Here is a 19207-nt window from a genome sequence, read left to right on the forward strand (position 1 = left end):
TATACCACCACATAATTGTTGGCGTGATTTTCACAAAGCATTGATGAGTGCTCTTAAACGTTTAAAAAATAAAGATCTATGAACTGGGACTTATACATCAACTTCCTCATTGCCATGGTGGCCATTATTAACCCCTTAGGCATCTGGCCCATGTGGAGCGAATTAACCAATGATGCCAGCTCTACGGTAAGAAAGCGGATCGCTTTCTTAGTGACGGGCACGAGCTATATCATTCTCGTTGTTTTTCTTATTGTTGGGAAATATATGCTTCAGTTTTTCGTCCATTGATATTGAGGTTTTTAAAATTGCCGGTGGTATTTTGCTGCTTTTTACCGGATTGTCCATGTTGCAAGGGGAAGCCACCCAGCTTGACGACAGAATGGAAGAGGGTTTAACCGATTTTTCGCTCGCCAAGCAGCGATTCAGGAAAATTCTTGTCCCTCTTGGGATACCAATGCTGGCCGGACCCGGTTCTATTACTACAGTGATTCTTTACGGTTCATTATCAGGATCTTTTATCGATTTTGTATCCATGTCCATAATCGTATTGATGGCATTTATTGTTCTTCTAATTGTATTTCTAAGTTCTTCCTTTCTGGAGAAAAATATGGATGGTATCGTATTTGTTGTTTTTACAAGAATATTTGGCATCATCGTTACAGCCATTGCCGTCCAATTTATGGTGGAAGGCCTTGGAGAGGTATTCCCCAGTTGGATGGAGGGACATTCTGCCATTGAACCGGATGCTGATAAGCCTTAAAAAAGCCCGTTAGTTGAAAAACTAACGGGCTTTTTATGCGGTTACTTAGGCTTATTTCGCCGGTTTAATAATAAAGCCGTAGCTGTATTCTTTGTCGGTCAGCCTGTATTGTTCGTGCGTCCAGGCGCCCCAGCTGGTATCGCCACCCACACCCATTTGTTTGAGGTCGATATCGACCGCCGTCAAATCACGGGGTTTAACATCGTTGATGTGGCGTTGAACGGCGGTTTCGCCTTCGGGCAGGCGACCATCCGTTCTGCGGGGAGATTCAAAATCTTCAAGCAGGTTATGATGGGCCGATACTTCAAGCAGTTGTTTTCCTTCAAACAACAGGCCTTCACCGTTATCGTTGGTAATGGACAGCCACCTGACATCCGTTTTGTTGCCATTTTCCTGGGGACGGACATAGGGGAAGTACTGATCTGCCACCGGTCCACTGTATAGGTCAACGAAGGCACTGGTCTTACGGTCCTGATACGATTCATGCGGTCCGCGTCCCAGCCACGACATTTGGTTGAATGTTTCCGGCATAATCAGCGTCATTCCTATACGGATAACCTCAGGCAGATCATCCGAAGTCATTTTAAAGTGGTTGTCCACTTCCACGGTGCTGTTGCCTTTCACCAGATATTGACTGGTGTAATCTGCTATTTTATTTCCCTCGTCATCTTTTAAGTCAAAGACAAAAGAAATCTGCACCTGGCCATTCGTTGGTTCCGTCACACGGGCAGAAACCACCTGGCGGTTTTTTCCGGCATTTTTCCAAATGCCGGAGCGTATCGGCAGATCGTTACCAAAGTCGTTATCGATGGGTGCTCTCCAGAAGGAGGGTTCAGGACCCTTCAGCAGCATTTCCTGCTCGTTTATTACGAAGCTGGTCATAAGTCCATTGGCCTTGTCAAACGAGACCTCAAAGTCGTTACCCGAAACCCTTACCGTATCGCCATTTTCAACCACTGATAAAGCAGAAAGCTCCGCTTCAACAGGATTGGCTGGCAGCGCAATGGGCAGTTCAAATTGCTCAGCGGCCAGAATGGTGCCTGCAGGCACCAATCCGTCTTCTTCTTTTAGCGTAGCCGAAACGGTCAGAAAATATTCCACACCCGGTTCAACCGTAAAATCCATATGGCTGAAACGGTGGTTTTTTGATCCGGATCCAGGTTTATTTGGTCGAAGGTTCCGGATTGCACCTTTTCGCCATCCCCCTCAATCACCCATGTGAAATCAAAACGATTGGTGTTGATGAAATCGTATTTGTTTTCGATGGCAATGGACCCCTTGGCCAAATCTTCCGGATGGAACTTGATGTATTGATAGACCTTTTTCACCTCCAGAAGAGCTGGTTTGATTCCGCGGTCGGGATCCACCAGGCCATTGATACAGAAGTTGCCATCAGAGGGAACTGTGTCGGGGCCAAAATCACCACCGTAGGCCCAAAATTCAGTACCATCTTCATCCTTTGTCAGGAGACCTGCATCCACCCAGTCCCAGATAAAACCGCCCTGCATCACCTCGTAAGCCTCAATAACGTCCCAGTAATCCTGCAGGTTGCCAACACTGTTACCCATCGCATGGGCATACTCGCACTGAATAAGTGGTTTGCTGCCATCCTCTTCGGCATAGCGAATCATGCGCTCTATGCTGGCATACATCGGAGCAAAGATATCTGTATTTCGGCCACCGTGGGCTTGTTCATATTGTGTTGGACGCGTTGAATCGACCGATTTGAGGTAGTCGTAGGTGGCATCGAAGTTGACGCCGTCGCCCGCCTCATTGCCCAATGACCAGATGATGATGGAAGGCTGATTCTTATCCCGTTCAAACATATTTCGGGTGCGGAAAAGATGCGATTCCATCCAGGCCGGGTCTTTGGCCAGCGATTGGTCGCCATAGCCCATGCCGTGTGATTCAATATTGGCCTCATCAACAACATACAAACCATAGCGGTTGCACAGTTCATAAAAACGCTCCGGTTGCGGATAGTGCGAAGTCCGCACCGCATTGAGGTTATGACTTTTCATGATTTCAATGTCCTTCAGCATGGTGGCCTCATCCATAACATGGCCGGTAACCTCATGGTGCTCATGAAGGTTGGCACCTTTCAGATAAATGTACTCACCATTCACCCGAAGGGTATTGTCGATGATCTCCACTCTACGGAAACCGACATCCTGCCGAAGGACTTCCACCACTGCGTTCTCTGCGTTCCTGAGCGTTATTTCCAGTTCGTAAAGGTGGGGTGTTTCTGCCGTCCATTTTTTAACATCCGGATAGCTCGATTCAAAGTGCACCTGTCCATTGGTGGCGACTTCCGAAAATTCTTCCAGGATGGTGTCGCCTTCTTTTAATGCCGCGGCAATGCTGTAAGAGGCGTCGAAGTTGGCCGATAGCTCTACCTGCAGCGACAACAGGCCGGTTGTGTAATCGTCGGCCAGGTTGCCATTCACCCTAAAGTCGCGGATGTGCGTCGGGTTGCGGGCCATTAAAAACACATCGCGGGTAATGCCACCCAAACGCCAGAAATCCTGGTCTTCCAGGTAACTGCCATCGCTCCATTTATACACCTCTACAGCCAGGGAGTTTTCGCCGGGCTTCAGGTATTGGGTGATGTTGAATTCGGCAGGGGTTTTGCTGTCCTGACTGTAGCCCACCATTTGTTCGTTGACCCAGATATACATGGCCGAGCTGACCGCTCCAAAGTGAACAAACACCTCTTTGCCATCCCAGTCGGCCGGCAGAGTAAAAGTCCTTTTATAGGAACCTACCGGATTGTAATGGTCCTGAATGGTAGGGGGCGTGACTTCGTGCGGATATTGCACATTGGTGTAGATGGGATAGGTGAATCCTTCAATTTCGAAATTGGAAGGAACCTTGATGGTCGACCAATTTCGGGTATCAAAATCATCCTTGAAGAAATAAAAAGGACGGGAGGAAGGGTTGTCAGAATAATTGAACAACCATTCACCGTTGAGCGACTGCAAAAGCGAAGAGGCCCATTTGTCATCGGCATCCACTTCATTGGGCGAAGCAAAGGGTACATACCAGGCACGAGGGGTTTCCCGGTTAATTTCATTCACCGCGGTGTTTTCCCAGTCGGCCGGCACCTTCTCTTCAAAGGGAACTTCCGAATAATCGGTGTAGGATGTACAGCTCCATAACAAAGAGCTAAAGATTAATACAGATAAAAAAGAATTTTTGCGCATTTTTCAAAATATTATAATTGGTGTTTGATGGATAATTTAACCATTGAATAAAGTTCGTCCTTTCCGCGTACAGGGAGCTTTTTTAGAGCAAAGGTGCTACCGTAAAAGTACGCATTACATTTATTTTACCAATACCTTCTCTGTTAAAATGCCTCCCTCCGTGGTGCGGACTTTTATAATATATAGCCCCGTGGCAGGCATATGAAGGTTATAAGTGGGGGTGTTGTTCAAATTTTTTCCGGACAGAACCTTACGGCCGCTGATGTCGAAGAGGTCTATTTGCTTCATATTTAAGCCGGAAACGCTTATCTGAAGAGGAGCAGACTGCCAAACGTTCAATCCGGATGAGGTGGATACAGCTCCGGGGATGGCCGTTACACTCGTCCTGCTGAAGGGAGAGGCTGAAAGCACGATTTCATCAAAATAGTATTTGGATGGGGCGCTGTTTTTTTCACTTTCCCAGGCCTTGTCTACAATCATCAGAATTTTTTCAAGCGGTGTACCCGTCTCAATCAGGTGCTGCAGGTCGATTACCACGTCTTCCCAGGTGTTGTCGCTGGCGTTATCGCCGTCGAATCTCAGGGTTCCCAGATAAGTGCCCGCATCTTCATAGGGAGCATCCGTATTGATTTGGAAGCTCCAGCCATAATTGTTGTGTTCCCGGTAATGCAAAATGTGCAAAAAGCGATTTTCCTCCGTAATCGTAACAGGCGTCTCCAGTCGGAAGGCCAGAAAATTGCCCCACCAGTCGACCGGCGACTGGGTCTCCGTTACCAGACTGGTGGCTGTGCCGTTGATACCAGACTGGTCGGGGTTGGCGACCCAGTCGGTGTACGTACCATTATCCTGCTGAAGGTACCAGGATGGAATTTTGTTGGCATCGGCGATGGTCCATTCCAGAAAATCGTGATAGACAATGGCTTCATTCTCTTTTTCTCCCGTTAGCAGTTGTTGTTGCGAAGCGACCGGGTCCTCTACAGAACCATTCGATGCTTCGAGTTCCACCACCATGGTTGTGACCGATTTGGCAGAAATGGTGTAGCTGTCTCCGCTGTTAATGGCCGCTTTTTGTTGCAGGTTGTTGGTGGCGTCGGTGACGTAAGGCGTGATTTGTTTGATTTTTTTTCCTTCCGGCAAGGCATAGAACAAATGGTCCATTTCAGTGACGGCGTTTCCCCAGTTGACGTGGACCACAATGATTTCCGACTGGTCGGGAGCCAGATAAGCAGAGCTCATGAGGCCCGACAAGTTTTCGGTGTTGTTGGTGCTGATGCGCTGGTAGCCGGGACGAATAAAATAGCTGAAGTTGCCCAGGGCCCACAGGTTTTTATCGGCACTGATGGTCCCGCCGTTCTCCAGGTCCACATAGTCGCCACCATTGGGGCGAAGGCGAATCAGGTAAAAGCGGTTTTTCTGGCTCCAGCGCTCCCGCTCAATGGCCGTCCAGAAGTCATAAACCGATGCATTGGCAATGGCCAGCTCGGCATGTACCATTTTAGCTAAGAAGATGGAATTGGAGAGATAATTGTCATAATCGTTGCTCAACAAACAATACTCGGTCTGGTACAGCTCAATGCCTTGTTCCGCAGCTTTTTGAGCAACGGCCTGGCGGACAGATATAATTTCTTCGTCCGATGTGTCCGTCCAGTAACCATGGCCGGCAATGCCCTTCAATACCTGTGAATGATGGCCCAGATAATGGGTCGAAGCGGGATTGAAAAAGGCATTGATCTGGTCGTCCCGGTTGGTGTATGAGGTGTTGTTTTGATAGAGCACCCGATAGCTTTCCGCTTCGGCCAATAAAATTTGGGTATCTAATCCTTTGTCCAGAATGGACTGGTTCAGCAGTCCCGTGATTTGGGCTATCTCCTGATTGGTCCAGGGTGTCCCTTCCTGTCCGCTCAACCATGGGTATTGGGGCTCGTTGACCGGACTCACTTGTGAGAAGGTCAGTCCCTGATTATCAAAATGAGCCAGCACCTCGGTTAGGAAAGTGGCATAATCGTCGAAGTGCTCCGCTTTTAAATTGGTAGTGCCTCCATGGTCGTCGGCATTGGCGCGGCCATTTTTAGTGTAGAAGCGGGGAGGGCTGTTGACAAAGGCCACGAGGTGATCCACCCCATGCGTTTTGGCTTTGTTGAGGAACCATTGCTGGCCCGACTGCTTTTCCCAATTGTAGGTGCCATCTGCATTCAAAAAGGATTCTGCCCTGCGCTCCGGTTGGTCAATGTTGCTGGCTTCGCCTTGTTCGGCGCTGCCACCGCCCACATTAAAGCGCCAGCGCGACAGGCCAATGCCCAATGGATGGCCATTGGCATCCACCTCTTGTGAAAATAATTTGAGCGCAATGTCTTCCTTTACTGTTTCACTCCAGTGCTTACCCACCGGGTCAAAATTCCAGGCATCAGAGGCACCAATGCCGCGTATGGTTTGGTGTTGTTCTGCCACGTTGATATGAACAGCCGTCTGGCTGTAAACCGTCATTGACAACCATCCTATGACAAAGTAAAGTAGTGTTTTTTTTCTCATTTTTTTACTGCTTGATGGCGTAAGTCATGCCGTCCGGTTTGTCCCCAGAAACGAAACTTACACCGATTGTTTACGGAAATATCCACATAAAGGGAAGGATGCTCTTCCATGCAGATGGAATTCTACGGCTTTTATTGATATATAAATAAAAGGCTATGGCGTCAAAGACAAAGACAAATAGAATAAAAAGTAAAAACATAGTGTACCATTTAGACGGATTTTTAAACTTGTTTTTATCGATCTGGATGGGTTAACCAGGTTAAACGCGGAAGGTCAAAATTGAAAGGCTTGGGTCAAGATGTTTTTTTCAACAATGGAATAAGGAGAGATGGCCCTGGGGCCAACTCTCCGGTTTAAATGCAGTTGCTGCTGCGCCATTACTAAACGAAACGGTCTGTTACACAAAAAGTTCTTTTGTGCTTTATAGGCAGACGAATCATGGGCAGCAGCACCTGACATTTGGTTGGTTAATAGTTGGGGTTTTGTGTGACAACTCCTTGACTTCGATCTATTTCCGATTGGGGTATCGGCCATAGTTCATGACGTCCGGGCTGGTAACGAATGCCTTTGTCCTGACGCTCTTCCGGATGGATGGTTTCGTAAGGATCCGTGCTTTCATTCAGATTGTACTGAACGAAATAGCCATCGGGTCCCATGGCCTCAGCAATCATGGGTTGGCCCGATACCGGATCGATCTGGCGGCGTAAATCGAACAAACGTAACTCCTCAGAAGCCATTTCCAGACGGCGCTCCTTCCAGATGGCATAGAGCAGGTCGTTGCCCGACAAGCCATCCTTGTCGCCCAGCTCCACCCTGGCGCGAATGGTTTTGATATCGGCTCTGGCCTGAGCCACATTGTTTTGGAAGTAGGCCGCTTCGGCTCTGGTCAGGTACATTTCAGCCAAACGCAGTAATATTTTTGGAAGCGGGATGTGACGGTCTTTGGTCACCAGTTGCTGGCGCATGGCAATGGGTACATAGTATTTACGCCAGACGCGACCCGATTTGTTCAGGTCGGGGTTGAACTGGTAGTTGGGATTGGCTGCTTCATCGCCATATACAGGTTCGCCCAGTTTAATGATGGTGCTTTTTCGGCGAATTTCGTCTCCTTCAGAGATGTAAGCCTGCTCCAAATGTGAAGATGGAACACACCATCCCCAGCCATCCATCACTTTGTCCTCTTCTCCTTCGGGCCACATTTCTCCACGGGCGGCCATAACTACCGAGAAACGGTTTCCCACATTGTAGTTCTGGTCAGAATTGGCTTTGATTTCAAAAATAGATTCCAGGCCATTGTGGTTATACACGCTCCAAATGTCTACAAAATTGGGCTCCAGTTCAAAGGGACCCTCCTTAATAACCGTGTCGGCATAAGCATAGGCATTCGCATAATCCGCCATGAACAGGTACGTCCTGGCTAACAGTGCCTTTGCCGCCCAGCTGGTTACCCGACCGGTGTTGGCTTCGTCATAGGTAGGGGGCAAGACGGCGGCTGCCTCTTTCAGGTCTTGCACCATCTGTGCATAAACCTCCGCTTTGGGCGATCTGGCTTTATTGATACCGCCTGATGATTCAGGCTGTGTTATTAAAACCACATCACCAAAGTTTTGTACCAATTCCCAATAACTGAAGGCTCTGAAAAATTTGGCTTCACCCACCAGTCGGTTTTTCATGCCCTCTGAAATGTTGGCTTCGGGAATGCGGCTAATGGCGATGTTACAGGCCCCGATGTTTTCATATTTGAAGCGGTAATAGTTTTTGAGAGCACCGGGGGCATTGGAAGCTTCCACAAAGTAATGTGCCATGGCAAAGTGATCCCCGGGGTTCTGGCCCAGATTCCCCATCCAGGCATCATCGGTGGCCATGATGTTGGTGATTCTACTCACTTGCTGCCACCATTCGTCCCAAATGGCAAAGGATTTATAAATGCCATTGACGAAGGCCTCCGCCTCAGCATCTGTGGCAAAGTAGTTGTCCAGATTCTGTTGCCCTCTGTCTTCAATTTCGATGAAGTCCTCACACGCAGTCGCGGTGAGCAGGGCAATGGTTAATACTATATTAATCAGTCGTTTCATAAGATTACAATTTATTTTTTCTAAACAGCATGGCTGTTTTTAAAAAGTGATATTAACCCCAACCAGGTAGGTGGGCAAAACCGGGTAATTCCATCCGGCAAAACCAGTATTGAGAACATTGTCGCCGGCCACTTCAGGCTCCACCCCTGAGTAGTTGGTGAGCGTCCAGATATTCTGACCCGAAACATACATTCTTAGCTTGGTCAGTCCCAAGCGCTGGGATACCGATTGGTCGAGCGTATAACCCACCTGAAGGTTTTTTAATCGCAAGAAAGAGCCGTCCTCCACAAAGTAATCGCTGAAACGGATAAAGTTCTGGTTCATATCAGTATGGGCAATGCGTGGAAACTCGTTGGTGCTGCCTTCCCCATTCCAGGTCTTGTCCAGTAGTCCGGCAATCACATTGTTATCAGATCCCTCCGTATTGTATAAATCCCGTCGCAACCAGTTTACCAGGTCGTTCCCGATACTAAAGTAGGCATTGGCCACGAGGTCGAAATTTCTCCAGCCCAGATTCATATTGATGCCGCCGGTGAAATCCGGCCATGGACTGCCCAACTTGGTGCGGTCGTCACCGGTCAGTTCGCCATCGCCATTTACATCCACAAAACGGATGTCGCCGGGACGGGCATCGGGTTGCAAAATATGCCCGTTTTTACTGGCATGCGAATTGATTTCAAAGAGGTTTTGAAACAGGCCATCGGTTTGGTAGCCGTAAAAATGGCCTGGGACATCGCCCTCAATCGTCCGGGTATGTTCATTATTTCCGTATATGACCGGTGTGGATTCCGGGAGGTCGGTCGCCTCCATGGCCACAGAGGTCAGGGTGATGCCCGCATCATACCTGAATTCACCTGCCTGATTCTGATAATTGAGGGCTACTTCATAACCGGCCGATTTCATAGACCCAATATTGGACCAGATCAGGGCATCGTTGGGGTAGCCACTGTAATTGGGATAAGGCAGCTGGAAAAGCATGTCGCGGGTTTTCTTTTGGTAGTATTCGAAAGATCCGTAAACGCGACTGTTGAAAAGGGAAAAGTCGGTACCCAGATTAAAATCTTCTACGGTTTCCCACTTGATGTCCTCGTTTTTCATGCTGTTCAGGTAGGTAGTATTGACCAATGAGCCCTGACCAGATCCAAAAACATAGTGGTCTTTTCCCAATGAAGACAAGTACACGCTGGAAGGCAAGCCGGCATTACCCAGGCGTCCCCAACCGGCACGTATTTTCCAGTCGGTCAGAAAATTCGCACCCGACAGAAAGTCCTCGTCGGACAAACGCCAGGCCACCGAAACGGATGGGAAGGTGGCCCACTTGTTGTTCTTAAGGAATTTAGAGGAGCCATCCAGTCGGTACGTCGCCGTTACATAGTAGCGATTGATATAGTTGTAGGTCAACCTGCCCAGATAGGACTGTATGGAGGTAGCCCATGAGTTCCCCCCAATCTCTGGATTTTCAGTGGCGGCATCAATTTCCCTTAATACATCTGAATTGTTGGGAATGCCTTCTTTGTTTCCTTCTAAATTCCGGCCATTCCACTTTTCAAGCGTGGCACCACCCATAATGGAGGCATTGTGACCATTGTTGCTCAACTCGTAGGTCAGCGTATTGGTCCAGTTCCAGTAGCTATCAAAAGTGTGCTCTCTGGATACCGAATTGATCGTGTTGGCTTCATGGGCACCATCGATGACAAAATCGGGCGCAAAATCGTCCTCATGGTAAAATTTGAAATCCCCGCTAATTTGTGTCCGGTATTCCAGTCCTTTGATTGGTTTTATTTCTGCGTAAGCGTTGGTCGACATGGCATAATAGCCGCCGGTGCCAAAGCTTCTGGCATCACGCGCAATGGGATTCCAGGTATAGGTGTGGTAAGACCGTTGATAAATGCTGTATTCATTGAGGCCCTCACGTTCGTTTTCCGGGCGGTAGATGGGCGTCAACGGGTCAATCATCAGATAGTCCTGGTACCAATTCGGTGTATTGTCCCATTTTTCACGACGGGGGTTTAACATCACCCCTGCGGTCACCCAATCGGCAAAGTTCCAGTCGGAGCTCAATCTGGCCGTGAATTTTTCCCAGTTACCCGATTGATAGAAGGAAGCCTGATCGTAATAGTTGACACTCACGGCATATCTGCTATCTTTTGTTCCACCTGAGGCCTGCAGACTGAAATTGCGTTGGGGCGATGTGTTTTGGATGCCTTCACCCCACCAGTCGGTTCCCTGACCAAACGAGCCCGGGTCGGCAAATTTTTCACTCAAGCCAGCCGTCGCTCTTGAAGCATTCATAATCTCAGCATATTCAGTGCCATTGGCCATTTCAAAGGGTTTCTCAAAAACCTGGATGCCATAGGACAGGTCGGCTGTAAATTGGGTTTTTCCTTCAGATCCTCGCTTGGTGGTGATTAACACAACACCATTGGAAGCACGGCTACCATAAATGGCGGCTGCTGAAGCATCTTTCAGTACCTGCATACTCTCAATCTCGTTGGTGTTAAGAAAGTTGAGATTGCCCCCCATGGGCACCCCATCCACCACATAAAGCGGATCGGTATCCAGGTTAATGGTAGTAAATCCCCGAATCATGACCTTTGGGCTGGCACCGGGGTGACCGCTACCAGCCACCACTTGCACCCCGGGGGCTTTCCCCTGCAGTGCACTGACGGGGTTGCCAACCGACATGCTTTTCATTTCCTCGCCATCTACCGAAGCGATGGAGCTGGTGAGGTCGCTTCTCTTGGCGCGACCGTAGCCAATGGCCACAACTTCGTCCAGACTGATCATCGAATCTTGCATGATGATATTGAAGCGCGACTGGTCGCCCACGGTAATGACCTGATTGTCGAAGCCAATAAAGCTGATCTGCAGCATATCCTCGGGCGCAGCCTGCAGTTGAAAATGCCCGTCGATATCGGTTATGACACCGGTGGTGGTTCCCTGAATAACAATGGATACACCGGGAAGTGGCTCTCCATCTTCTGTTAGGACAGTTCCTTGAATGGATCTGTTTTGAGCCAGCACAGTGAGCGAAAAAGTAAAGAATATCGCTACCAGCCATAGGGCTCTATAAATCTGATTTCTCATTGTTCTGTATTTTGATTTTTATATTTGTTATTCTACACGGATGGCTTTGGCCCTGTTCAGGTGAGAATCGAAGACCACTTGGTAGGTCGTTCTTTCGGGTACATCCATATTCAGGTTGTCACCACCATTGGGAACCGTTCTTTCCGGGTCAACGCTGCGGTCGAACCTCCAGAATGGTTCCGGCCACCATCCCCAAGGATGTTCTGGCTGGAAAATCATTTCCACAGTGCCTTCCATATCCAGGGTTTTGTAGAAACGGTAGTTGTTTTCCGGATCCCTGTCGAAAGGAATAGATGCCCAGGTCGCCCAGTTTTGATCGGGATATTCAGGGAAACCTTTACCCACCATTCCCAAATCGCCGTAGTAGGTGCTGCTGATGTAATCTTCATCATCGGGGAACTCCTTTTTCGGCATAAAGTAGTCGTCGGCAGGTACATAAGACTCCACACTGTAGGTACGGTTTTGCAGGTCGAGTTTTACGCGGTAATAGCCGATTTCTTCCAGCACAATCGGTTCAGCCCTTTCCGGGTCATTGATCAATTTGTCCGGATCATCCGGATCCAGTCCGTAACAGTGCGGATGAAAACTGCTTGTTTGAGGAATAAAACGTATTTCCGTACCCGGTGCCTCTGCATAATATTTGCCCTCAAAATTATAGGGGGCTGTCTTGGAGATCAGCATGGGCACTCCAAACAAATCGGAAACCAATTGGGCATCCGTAGCCACATCGGCGAGGTAAAGTTTGTCAAAATCGTAGGACGCTTTTACCACCCGACTGCTGCTGACGGTGTTGCCGGCACTGTCGGCCACCATAAAGTTAAAGTGGTATTCAGCACTGTGGCCGGCAGCATGACTGTGTTGGAATAGTTAGCGGCTGTCAAACCGCTTCCCATATAGGAGATACTGTCTCTGAATTCGAGGCTGGCTTCCTCCACAATAAAATAGCCCAACTGTCGGGCATCACTCAGATCAACCGACAGGTCTACCGGTATTTCTTCGTCCGGGGCCTGGGTGAGTCCGTTTACCGGACTGTTAATGGTCATGGTTGGGCCATCAAAATCACCGTCCATATAGATAGTGACATTCTGACTGACCGAGCGGTTGCCCATGTTGTAAACCGTTACTTTAATGATATGACCCTTTTCCTCAGCGTCCTCAGGAACAAGAAAGGCATAATCCAGAGGATAGTCCTTTACCAATGAATCACTCGACGAGATAAGGATTTCCCGGTCGAGAAACCATTCGTCGATATTCAGATGAATGGATTTGATACCCAGTTCATCCTTAATGTTTCCTTTAATTTGAATGGTTCGTCCCTGGTCGCTATGTATTTCCTCTGCTGTCAGGGAAAGCTCCGGATCGCTATCGGCGACCCATACTTTATCATCGTCATCGCATCCCCAGGTTCCGAGTCCGAAGAGGAGGATGACAATGATCGTCCAGTTGATTGCTTTTGTTGTCATAAATAAAATCTGTTTGTTTATGTAATTGATATTTACCTGTGATGATATTGTTGCATGGCTGCTTAATAATTAAATACAAAGGTCTTAACACTTTGGGCTGGCAAGCTTAACTGGTTGATGCCAGCCGGGCTGAATAGCAGGTTGCTGGATGCCGATGTGGTATAAGTCTTTACTTCTTTCTCAAATCCCCTTTGGTAGCTCAGGTTGAAAGTTTGCGCCTCCCTGGAATAGTTGACAGCCACCAATACCAATTCCCTGTTGGCCGGGTCTTTGTAGGCGGATACCATGAAGGATTCCGCTTCCTGCATCGGACCTTCAGTGCCTTCGATGTTGGCCTCCACTCTGATCATGCCGGGTCTGACAAAGCGGGAGTAGTTGCCCAGGGCCCACATGAGTTTGGAGTCGTGAAAACGTCCATCTTTTTGCAAGACCTGATTGTCGGCATGCTGTTGATCGCTGATACCTTCATTGCCATTGTCCAGATAGATCAGTCCGTCCTTGTAGTTCACCTGAGTAAGCGCCGTCCACCAATGCCATGTAGCGCTATTGGTCAATACCAAATCATGGTGGATGACTCTGGCGACATACAACGCAGTGGCCATTCCCAAATCCCGCTGATGTCCGCTGTTGACGTCATCGTTTTCTTCGAGGATGCAAAATTCACTCTGCCAAAAATCAATGGATGGATCCAGCTCCTTCATTTTTTGACCCACCAGTTCTCTTTCTTCTATGAGTTTTTCAACAGGCCAGGTGGTAAAATAGCTGTGTCCCGAATAGACGGGTGCTACCATTTCAAATGAGCCCAGATAAAATGGGCTGTCCGGCGACCAGAATGTCTCCAGTTGATTGGATACATCGGGATGGCTTTCTTCCTGTTGATAGAGAAAGTTGTATTCAGCAGCTTCTCCCAAAGCTATTTGCGTGGAAAGGTCTCTGCTGAGGAATGCCTCATTAAGGTGTCTTGTTAAATGAAACATGTCCGCGTTAGAGGCCGGAGAGCCTTCCTGGGAAGGATTGCTCCAGTCCCATTGGGGCTCATTGATGGGGCTCAGGTAATTGAACCCCAAACCAATGCTGTCGAAGTGCTGACATACCTTTGCTAAGAATTCGGCATAATCGTCCAGGTGCCCCTCTTTAATATTCAGCGTGGTTCGGTTCTTGTCTGAGTAGGCTTGTCCGTTCAACGTCATATGCACCGGAGGTGAATTGGTAAATGCCAGCGTATGCTCCACACCATACTTTTTAGCCTGCTGCAAAAACCATTGCTGTCCGGCCTGTCTCGACCAGTCATAAGTGCCATCTGCATTCAGGAAGCTCTCCGTTTTACGCCAGGGGTGGTTGATGTGACTCTCTTCTCCTTGTTCCATGCTACCTGCTCCAATGTTGAAGCGCCAAAGCGACAGGCCGATGCCCAGAGGCTGGCCGTTGTCATCGCTTTCCCGACTAAAAAGCCATTGGGCCATTTGTTCCTTCTTTTCGGTTGGCCAGTGAGCACCAATAAATTGGCAGCGCCAGGCATCTGATGCCCCAAACGAATGAATGGTCTGGTATTCCTTCTGCATATCAATAAGGATGTTTTGTTTCTCCGCATCACATGAGATAAAATTCAGAGCCATTACCATTAAAATGTTCAAATAAATAATTCGCATAAATTTCTTGGTTAACTGTTGGTGTGGATTGTCAAATAAAGTTAATTTTGTGCGCTTGAGTTATTGAAAAACAATCAGTCTTTGTTATAATTCATTCAAAAGTCAATAAAAGTCAAAAATGTTTATATTGGTTAAATCGCTGATAAATTGGTATATTAGAAGTGAAAAGTGATAAATCGTTCAAAAATTACTGGTCGGTCGAATGAATTACAAGAGGAAAGTGTGTAAAAAAGTAAAAGGGGAGGTGTGAAATGGGGCAATCAGGTAGTGGAATTTGGGTAGAATTGTTTGTTTTGGCAGGTCGACTGCTGGGCAAAAAAAACAGCATCGTTTGGCTTTTAATGGTCATTTCTCCTGTTGCCATGCGTCGGGGGTTTATGATATTTCCAATATCAATAGTAGTACCGGCTTACCCTCTGATAATGTGAATGATATTTTCCAGGACTCAAAAGGCTTTATCTGGTTTGGAACCACGGAAGGATTGATTCGGTACGACGGTTACGAGCTGAGAGAATATTCCATTGCCGGATATCATGACAAAGGCTTATAACCAATTGGTTTAATGCGATAGATGAAGACTCGGACGGTAATCTTTGGTGTGCGACCGACCGGGGAGCAGCCCAGTTTAATACCGTGACGGAAACCTTCACTTTTTACAATACGCAAAGTGAATCACCTTATCAGCTTCAATTGGATGTTATCAATACTTTAGTTGTTGATGCCGATGATCATGTCTGGCTGGGCACTGCCGGTGAGGGACTTGAAGTATTGTCCCCCAAAGAAGGCATTGTGGCCTTATATAATTTGTCGGATGGTGTTTCGGGGATGAATTCCGACTGGATCACCCATTTGTATCAGGATTCGTTTAACCGGATTTGGGTGGGTTCCTGGAAAGGCGCCTTAACCCTGATCGATCAGAAGACTAATCAGGTAAGGTCCTGGTCGGCCAGCTACTTTGATCTGGACATTCCCCATTTCTCGCCCTTTAGTTTGGTTGAAAATGAGAAGGGCGATTTCTGGTTGGGACTGTGGGAGGGCGGATTGGTTCATTTGACCCTTCTGGGCGACTCCCTGGCAGTCAGGCAGCACCTGATGCCCCCATCCTCCGGGCTAATCAGTGATGTTATTTATGATTTGATCATTGATCACAATGAGAACTTGTGGGTAGGTACACCTTTTGGGCTGGATTTGATGACCGATCCCGATAGCCGTCAACCCGGCTATCGCTTGTTTAAGAATGCCCCGGGTATCCATCAGATCTCGCATGATGAAGCCTACACCTTACTATGTGATGCCTCCGGATTGATTTGGGTGGGCACCTCAGGTGGAGGGGTTAATATATTGGATGATAAAGTGCAATTGTTCTCGCCCTTGTCCCTTCCCGAAGTTTCTCCAAATTTTCAAAGTCAGTCGGTGACTGCCTTCACCAAAGCGCCCAATAATGACCTGCTGATCGGCGTTCGAAGTCTGGGCTTTGGTCGTTACCATGTCGACAACCAGTCCTTTGTCCAATACACCTCTCTGCCCGAGTATGATGGCTTACCTGCGGATATCAACACGGTGAACTGTTTTTATTGGGATGGTAGCGATCATTTGTGGCTGGGTACGCGTTATATGGGATTGATCAAATATGATCCGGCATCCGGCAGGTCGGTGGTCATCAATAAGGATGTTTCGGAATATGATTTTGCGGCCCGGGAGATTTCTGTCATTCATCCCGATCATTTGGGGAATTTGTGGGTAGGTACTGAAAACGGACTCTATAAAATGGTTCAATATGATCCGAATAATTTTTTAGGCTTTAATATTTTGCATTACGAGCACATGGCGGATAATCCGAAGTCGCTGAGCAGTAACCGCATTTCTGCGATACTCCAGGACCACAATGACACCCTTTGGATAGCCACCTATGATCATGGGATTAATAAATTGGTGTCGGACATCCGAACTCATTTCCCCTTGGTTTTTGAACGGATTTCAGCCTCTGACAAAGCGCGTAACGGGCTAATTACCGATAATATCAATACCCTTTTTGAAGATCGGGACCACCATCTCTGGATAGGTTCAGGTGGTGGGGGATTGTTCAAAAGAGCAAATTCGGATCATCATTTTGTTTCGTATGACCCTACGTATCGGGAAATATCATCTACCATATACAACAGGATGCAGCAGGGTATCTGTGGGTGAGTACCAACCGAGGCCTGACCCGCCTGGCGGTTCAGGACTCTGCGGTTATGGCCAATAATTTTTTGCAGGAGAATGGTCTTCAAAGTAATATATTTAATAAAGATGCCGGGTTTAAGGACGAGGAGGGCTACCTCTATTTTGGCGGTAACAGTGGGCTGAATTATTTTGATCCAACGGAGATACATCCTGATAATTATGTACCGCCCATTGTTATCACGGACCTGCGTGTAATGAATCAGGCGGTGCGTTCTGCTACCAGATATGAATCGCCCCTTGTTTTGAACCATTTAAGAAACAATTTTTCGGTGACCTTTTCAGCCCTTTCGTTTTCTCAACCTGAGAACAATAAGTATGCGGTTATATTGGAGGGACTGGAGACGGAATGGCGCATTTTGAATGCCGATACGCGTACCTTGGATTACTCGAATCTGAGTCCCGGTCGTTATGTTTTAAAAGTCAAGGCTGCTAATAGCAGTGGTTATTGGAGTGCTGAAACAGAAAAAGTTTTTATTAAAGTGAAACCTGCCCCCTATAAAACCTGGTGGGCCTTTGTTTTGTACGGTCTGTTATTGGGTGGCATTCTTCTTTTGTTTTTAAGGATGGAGAAGAAAAATCAGGAAGTCAAACATGCTCTGGAGATTGAACACCTGGAGCGTGAAAAGTCGGATAAGCTGAATCTGTTCAAGCAAGGTTTGTTCGCCAATGTATCGCATGAATTTTTGACGCCCCTGAGTATTCTCTCTTGTCTGATGGACGATTGGAAACATTTGCGCACTGCTCCCAACGGAAAAGATCTTTCTCTGGCCCAGCGTAACATTAACCGACTGACGCGTTTGAACCGACAGTTTTTGTATTACAGTAAATCAGAAGTCAAGGAACTACCGCTGAATGTCACCAAGGGGCGTTTGGATGAATTTGTGAAGCGCATCGGCGGAAACTTTGTTCCATTGGCAAAGCGCAACCAAATTCAATTTGACATCCGGGTCGACTTTCCTGATTCGGAAGTTTGGTTTGATCCCGAGAAGCTGGATGTGGTGCTCTTTAATTTATTGTCGAATGCTTTTAAGTATACGCCTGAGGAAGGAGAGGTCATCCTGCAATTGACCATTGACCGAAACAATGGAAGAAGTGAAGCGGTGATTGAGGTGATTGATTCCGGCACAGGCATTGAAGCAGCAGAGCAAAGTGCCATCTTCAATCGCTACCATGCCCTGAAAGGAAATGATCAATTGGGCGGGGGATTCGGGATAGGTTTGTCTTTGTGCAAAGCCATGGTAGAGGCTCATAAGGGGGAAATAAGTCTCCAAAGTGAGATAGGGAAGGGGACACAAGTGACCTTCATTCTCCCTGTTAACCGAAGTTCTTATGATGATTCAGAGGTGTATAACTCCTTGCGGGCAGAGAAAACTTCCACCAACTTTCTTCCGGAAAAAATAGAAGAGGACACCATTCTTCGTATAAAAAATCTCAACCAGAGTTTTGAAAACAAGCCAACCATCCTATTGGTGGATGACCATGCCGATTTCAGAAATTTACTGAGGACCAACCTGGTTGACTTGTTCACGGTTTTGGAAACGAATAATGGTGTGACTGCCTATGAGATGGCACTGAATAAAAAGGTCGATCTGATCTTGTCCGATATTGTAATGCCGGCCATGAATGGGGTAGAGCTCTGTACCAAAATAAAGTCGAACCCTTCCACCGTGCATCTGCCGGTGATTCTGCTCACGGCCAAATCGTCCGATTTTGATAAGGCGGAAGGCTACCGGGCCGGGGCAGACAGTTTTATGAGTAAACCTTTTAATTTGAATACCCTTCTGACCAGAGTGGAAGCCTTGCTTCAGCACAGAAAGCGGATGGAAGCCAGAATGAAAATGCAAAAGCGGTTTTATGCTGAGGTGTCCACCAATGACAAGGATGATTTGGTTCTGTCAAGGGTAAGAGGGTTTATTGAAGAGAATTTGGCCAATCCCGATTTATCGGTCAAATTAATTTCCAGCGAACTGTCCATCAGCAACTCTATGCTGTACCGCAAGACCTCTGAAATTTTAAACATCAACCCCAATATGCTCATTCGCAAAATCAGAATGATTAAAGCAGTGGAATTATTGGAGGAAAATCAATTGACCGTTTCAGAAATAGCTTATAAATGTGGTTACCGGGACGTCAGCTATTTTGGTGTCTCCTTTAAAAAAGAATATGGAACGAGTCCGTCTCATTTTCAGAGAAATAAAAAGGTTTAACCAGCTGGTTG

At 47.4% G+C, this 19207-nt stretch carries 11 protein-coding genes and 1 pseudogene; 5 read left to right on the top strand and 7 right to left on the bottom strand.

Annotated features, from left to right (window positions below; translation table 11 throughout):
- The first annotated feature begins 78 nt into the window (after positions 1-78).
- On the top strand, positions 79-288 hold the full coding sequence (locus tag JCM15548_RS24860; protein ID WP_062121960.1) for a MarC family protein: 210 nt from the start codon (positions 79-81) through the stop codon (positions 286-288).
- A complete protein-coding gene (locus JCM15548_RS00470; protein ID WP_162198151.1) occupies positions 254-760 on the top strand; it encodes a MarC family protein in 507 nt (168 codons plus the stop codon). The genes JCM15548_RS24860 and JCM15548_RS00470 overlap by 35 nt, the downstream gene beginning before the upstream one ends.
- Before the next feature lie 51 nt (positions 761-811).
- Here JCM15548_RS00470 and lacZ read toward each other — a convergent pair.
- From lacZ to JCM15548_RS00505, 7 genes and pseudogenes are all read right to left on the bottom strand, one after another.
- Positions 812-3963 (bottom strand): annotated as a pseudogene (gene lacZ / locus JCM15548_RS00475) (beta-galactosidase, LacZ type).
- A gap of 120 nt (positions 3964-4083) precedes the next feature.
- On the bottom strand, positions 4084-6492 hold the full coding sequence (locus JCM15548_RS00480; RefSeq protein ID WP_062121962.1) for a glycoside hydrolase: 2409 nt from the start codon (positions 6490-6492) through the stop codon (positions 4084-4086).
- 467 nt (positions 6493-6959) lie between these two features.
- Complete coding sequence (locus JCM15548_RS00490; RefSeq protein WP_062121964.1) at positions 6960-8567, bottom strand: RagB/SusD family nutrient uptake outer membrane protein; 1608 nt, start codon at positions 8565-8567, stop codon at positions 6960-6962.
- A gap of 39 nt (positions 8568-8606) precedes the next feature.
- Positions 8607-11654 carry a SusC/RagA family TonB-linked outer membrane protein gene (locus JCM15548_RS00495; RefSeq protein ID WP_062121965.1) on the bottom strand — a complete coding sequence of 1016 codons (3048 nt, stop codon included), beginning with the start codon at positions 11652-11654 and terminating at the stop codon, positions 8607-8609.
- A 27-nt stretch (positions 11655-11681) separates the two neighbouring features.
- The gene (locus JCM15548_RS22400) at positions 11682-12467 is read right to left on the bottom strand and encodes a cadherin repeat domain-containing protein (RefSeq protein ID WP_227625271.1); all 786 of its coding nucleotides are present in this window, start codon (positions 12465-12467) and stop codon (positions 11682-11684) included.
- Positions 12419-13117, bottom strand: coding sequence for a hypothetical protein (locus JCM15548_RS22405; protein WP_227625272.1), 699 nt, complete (start codon positions 13115-13117; stop codon positions 12419-12421). Before JCM15548_RS22405 ends, JCM15548_RS22400 begins: the two co-directional genes overlap by 49 nt.
- 62 nt (positions 13118-13179) lie before the next feature.
- Positions 13180-14766 (bottom strand): glycoside hydrolase, encoded by a 1587-nt coding sequence (locus JCM15548_RS00505; protein ID WP_062121966.1) that lies wholly within the window; start codon positions 14764-14766, stop codon positions 13180-13182.
- Positions 14767-15097: 331 nt separating this feature from the next.
- Here JCM15548_RS00505 and JCM15548_RS00510 point away from each other — a divergent pair, with 331 nt between their 5' ends.
- The 3 genes from JCM15548_RS00510 (at position 15098) to JCM15548_RS00520 (ending at position 19196) form a co-directional block, all read left to right on the top strand.
- Positions 15098-15316 carry a two-component regulator propeller domain-containing protein gene (locus tag JCM15548_RS00510; protein ID WP_062121967.1) on the top strand — a complete coding sequence of 73 codons (219 nt, stop codon included), beginning with the start codon at positions 15098-15100 and terminating at the stop codon, positions 15314-15316.
- Positions 15317-15399: 83 nt separating this feature from the next.
- Positions 15400-16953 (top strand): ligand-binding sensor domain-containing protein, encoded by a 1554-nt coding sequence (locus JCM15548_RS00515; RefSeq protein ID WP_062121968.1) that lies wholly within the window; start codon positions 15400-15402, stop codon positions 16951-16953.
- Entirely contained in the window at positions 16920-19196 is a 2277-nt protein-coding gene (locus JCM15548_RS00520; protein WP_369403659.1) for a hybrid sensor histidine kinase/response regulator transcription factor, read from the top strand. Before JCM15548_RS00515 ends, JCM15548_RS00520 begins: the two co-directional genes overlap by 34 nt.
- The last annotated feature ends 11 nt before the right edge of the window (positions 19197-19207 follow it).

Origin of the sequence: Geofilum rubicundum JCM 15548, assembly GCF_000974365.1 — a bacterium.
GTDB classification, from domain to species: Bacteria; Bacteroidota; Bacteroidia; order Bacteroidales; family Marinilabiliaceae; genus Geofilum; species Geofilum rubicundum.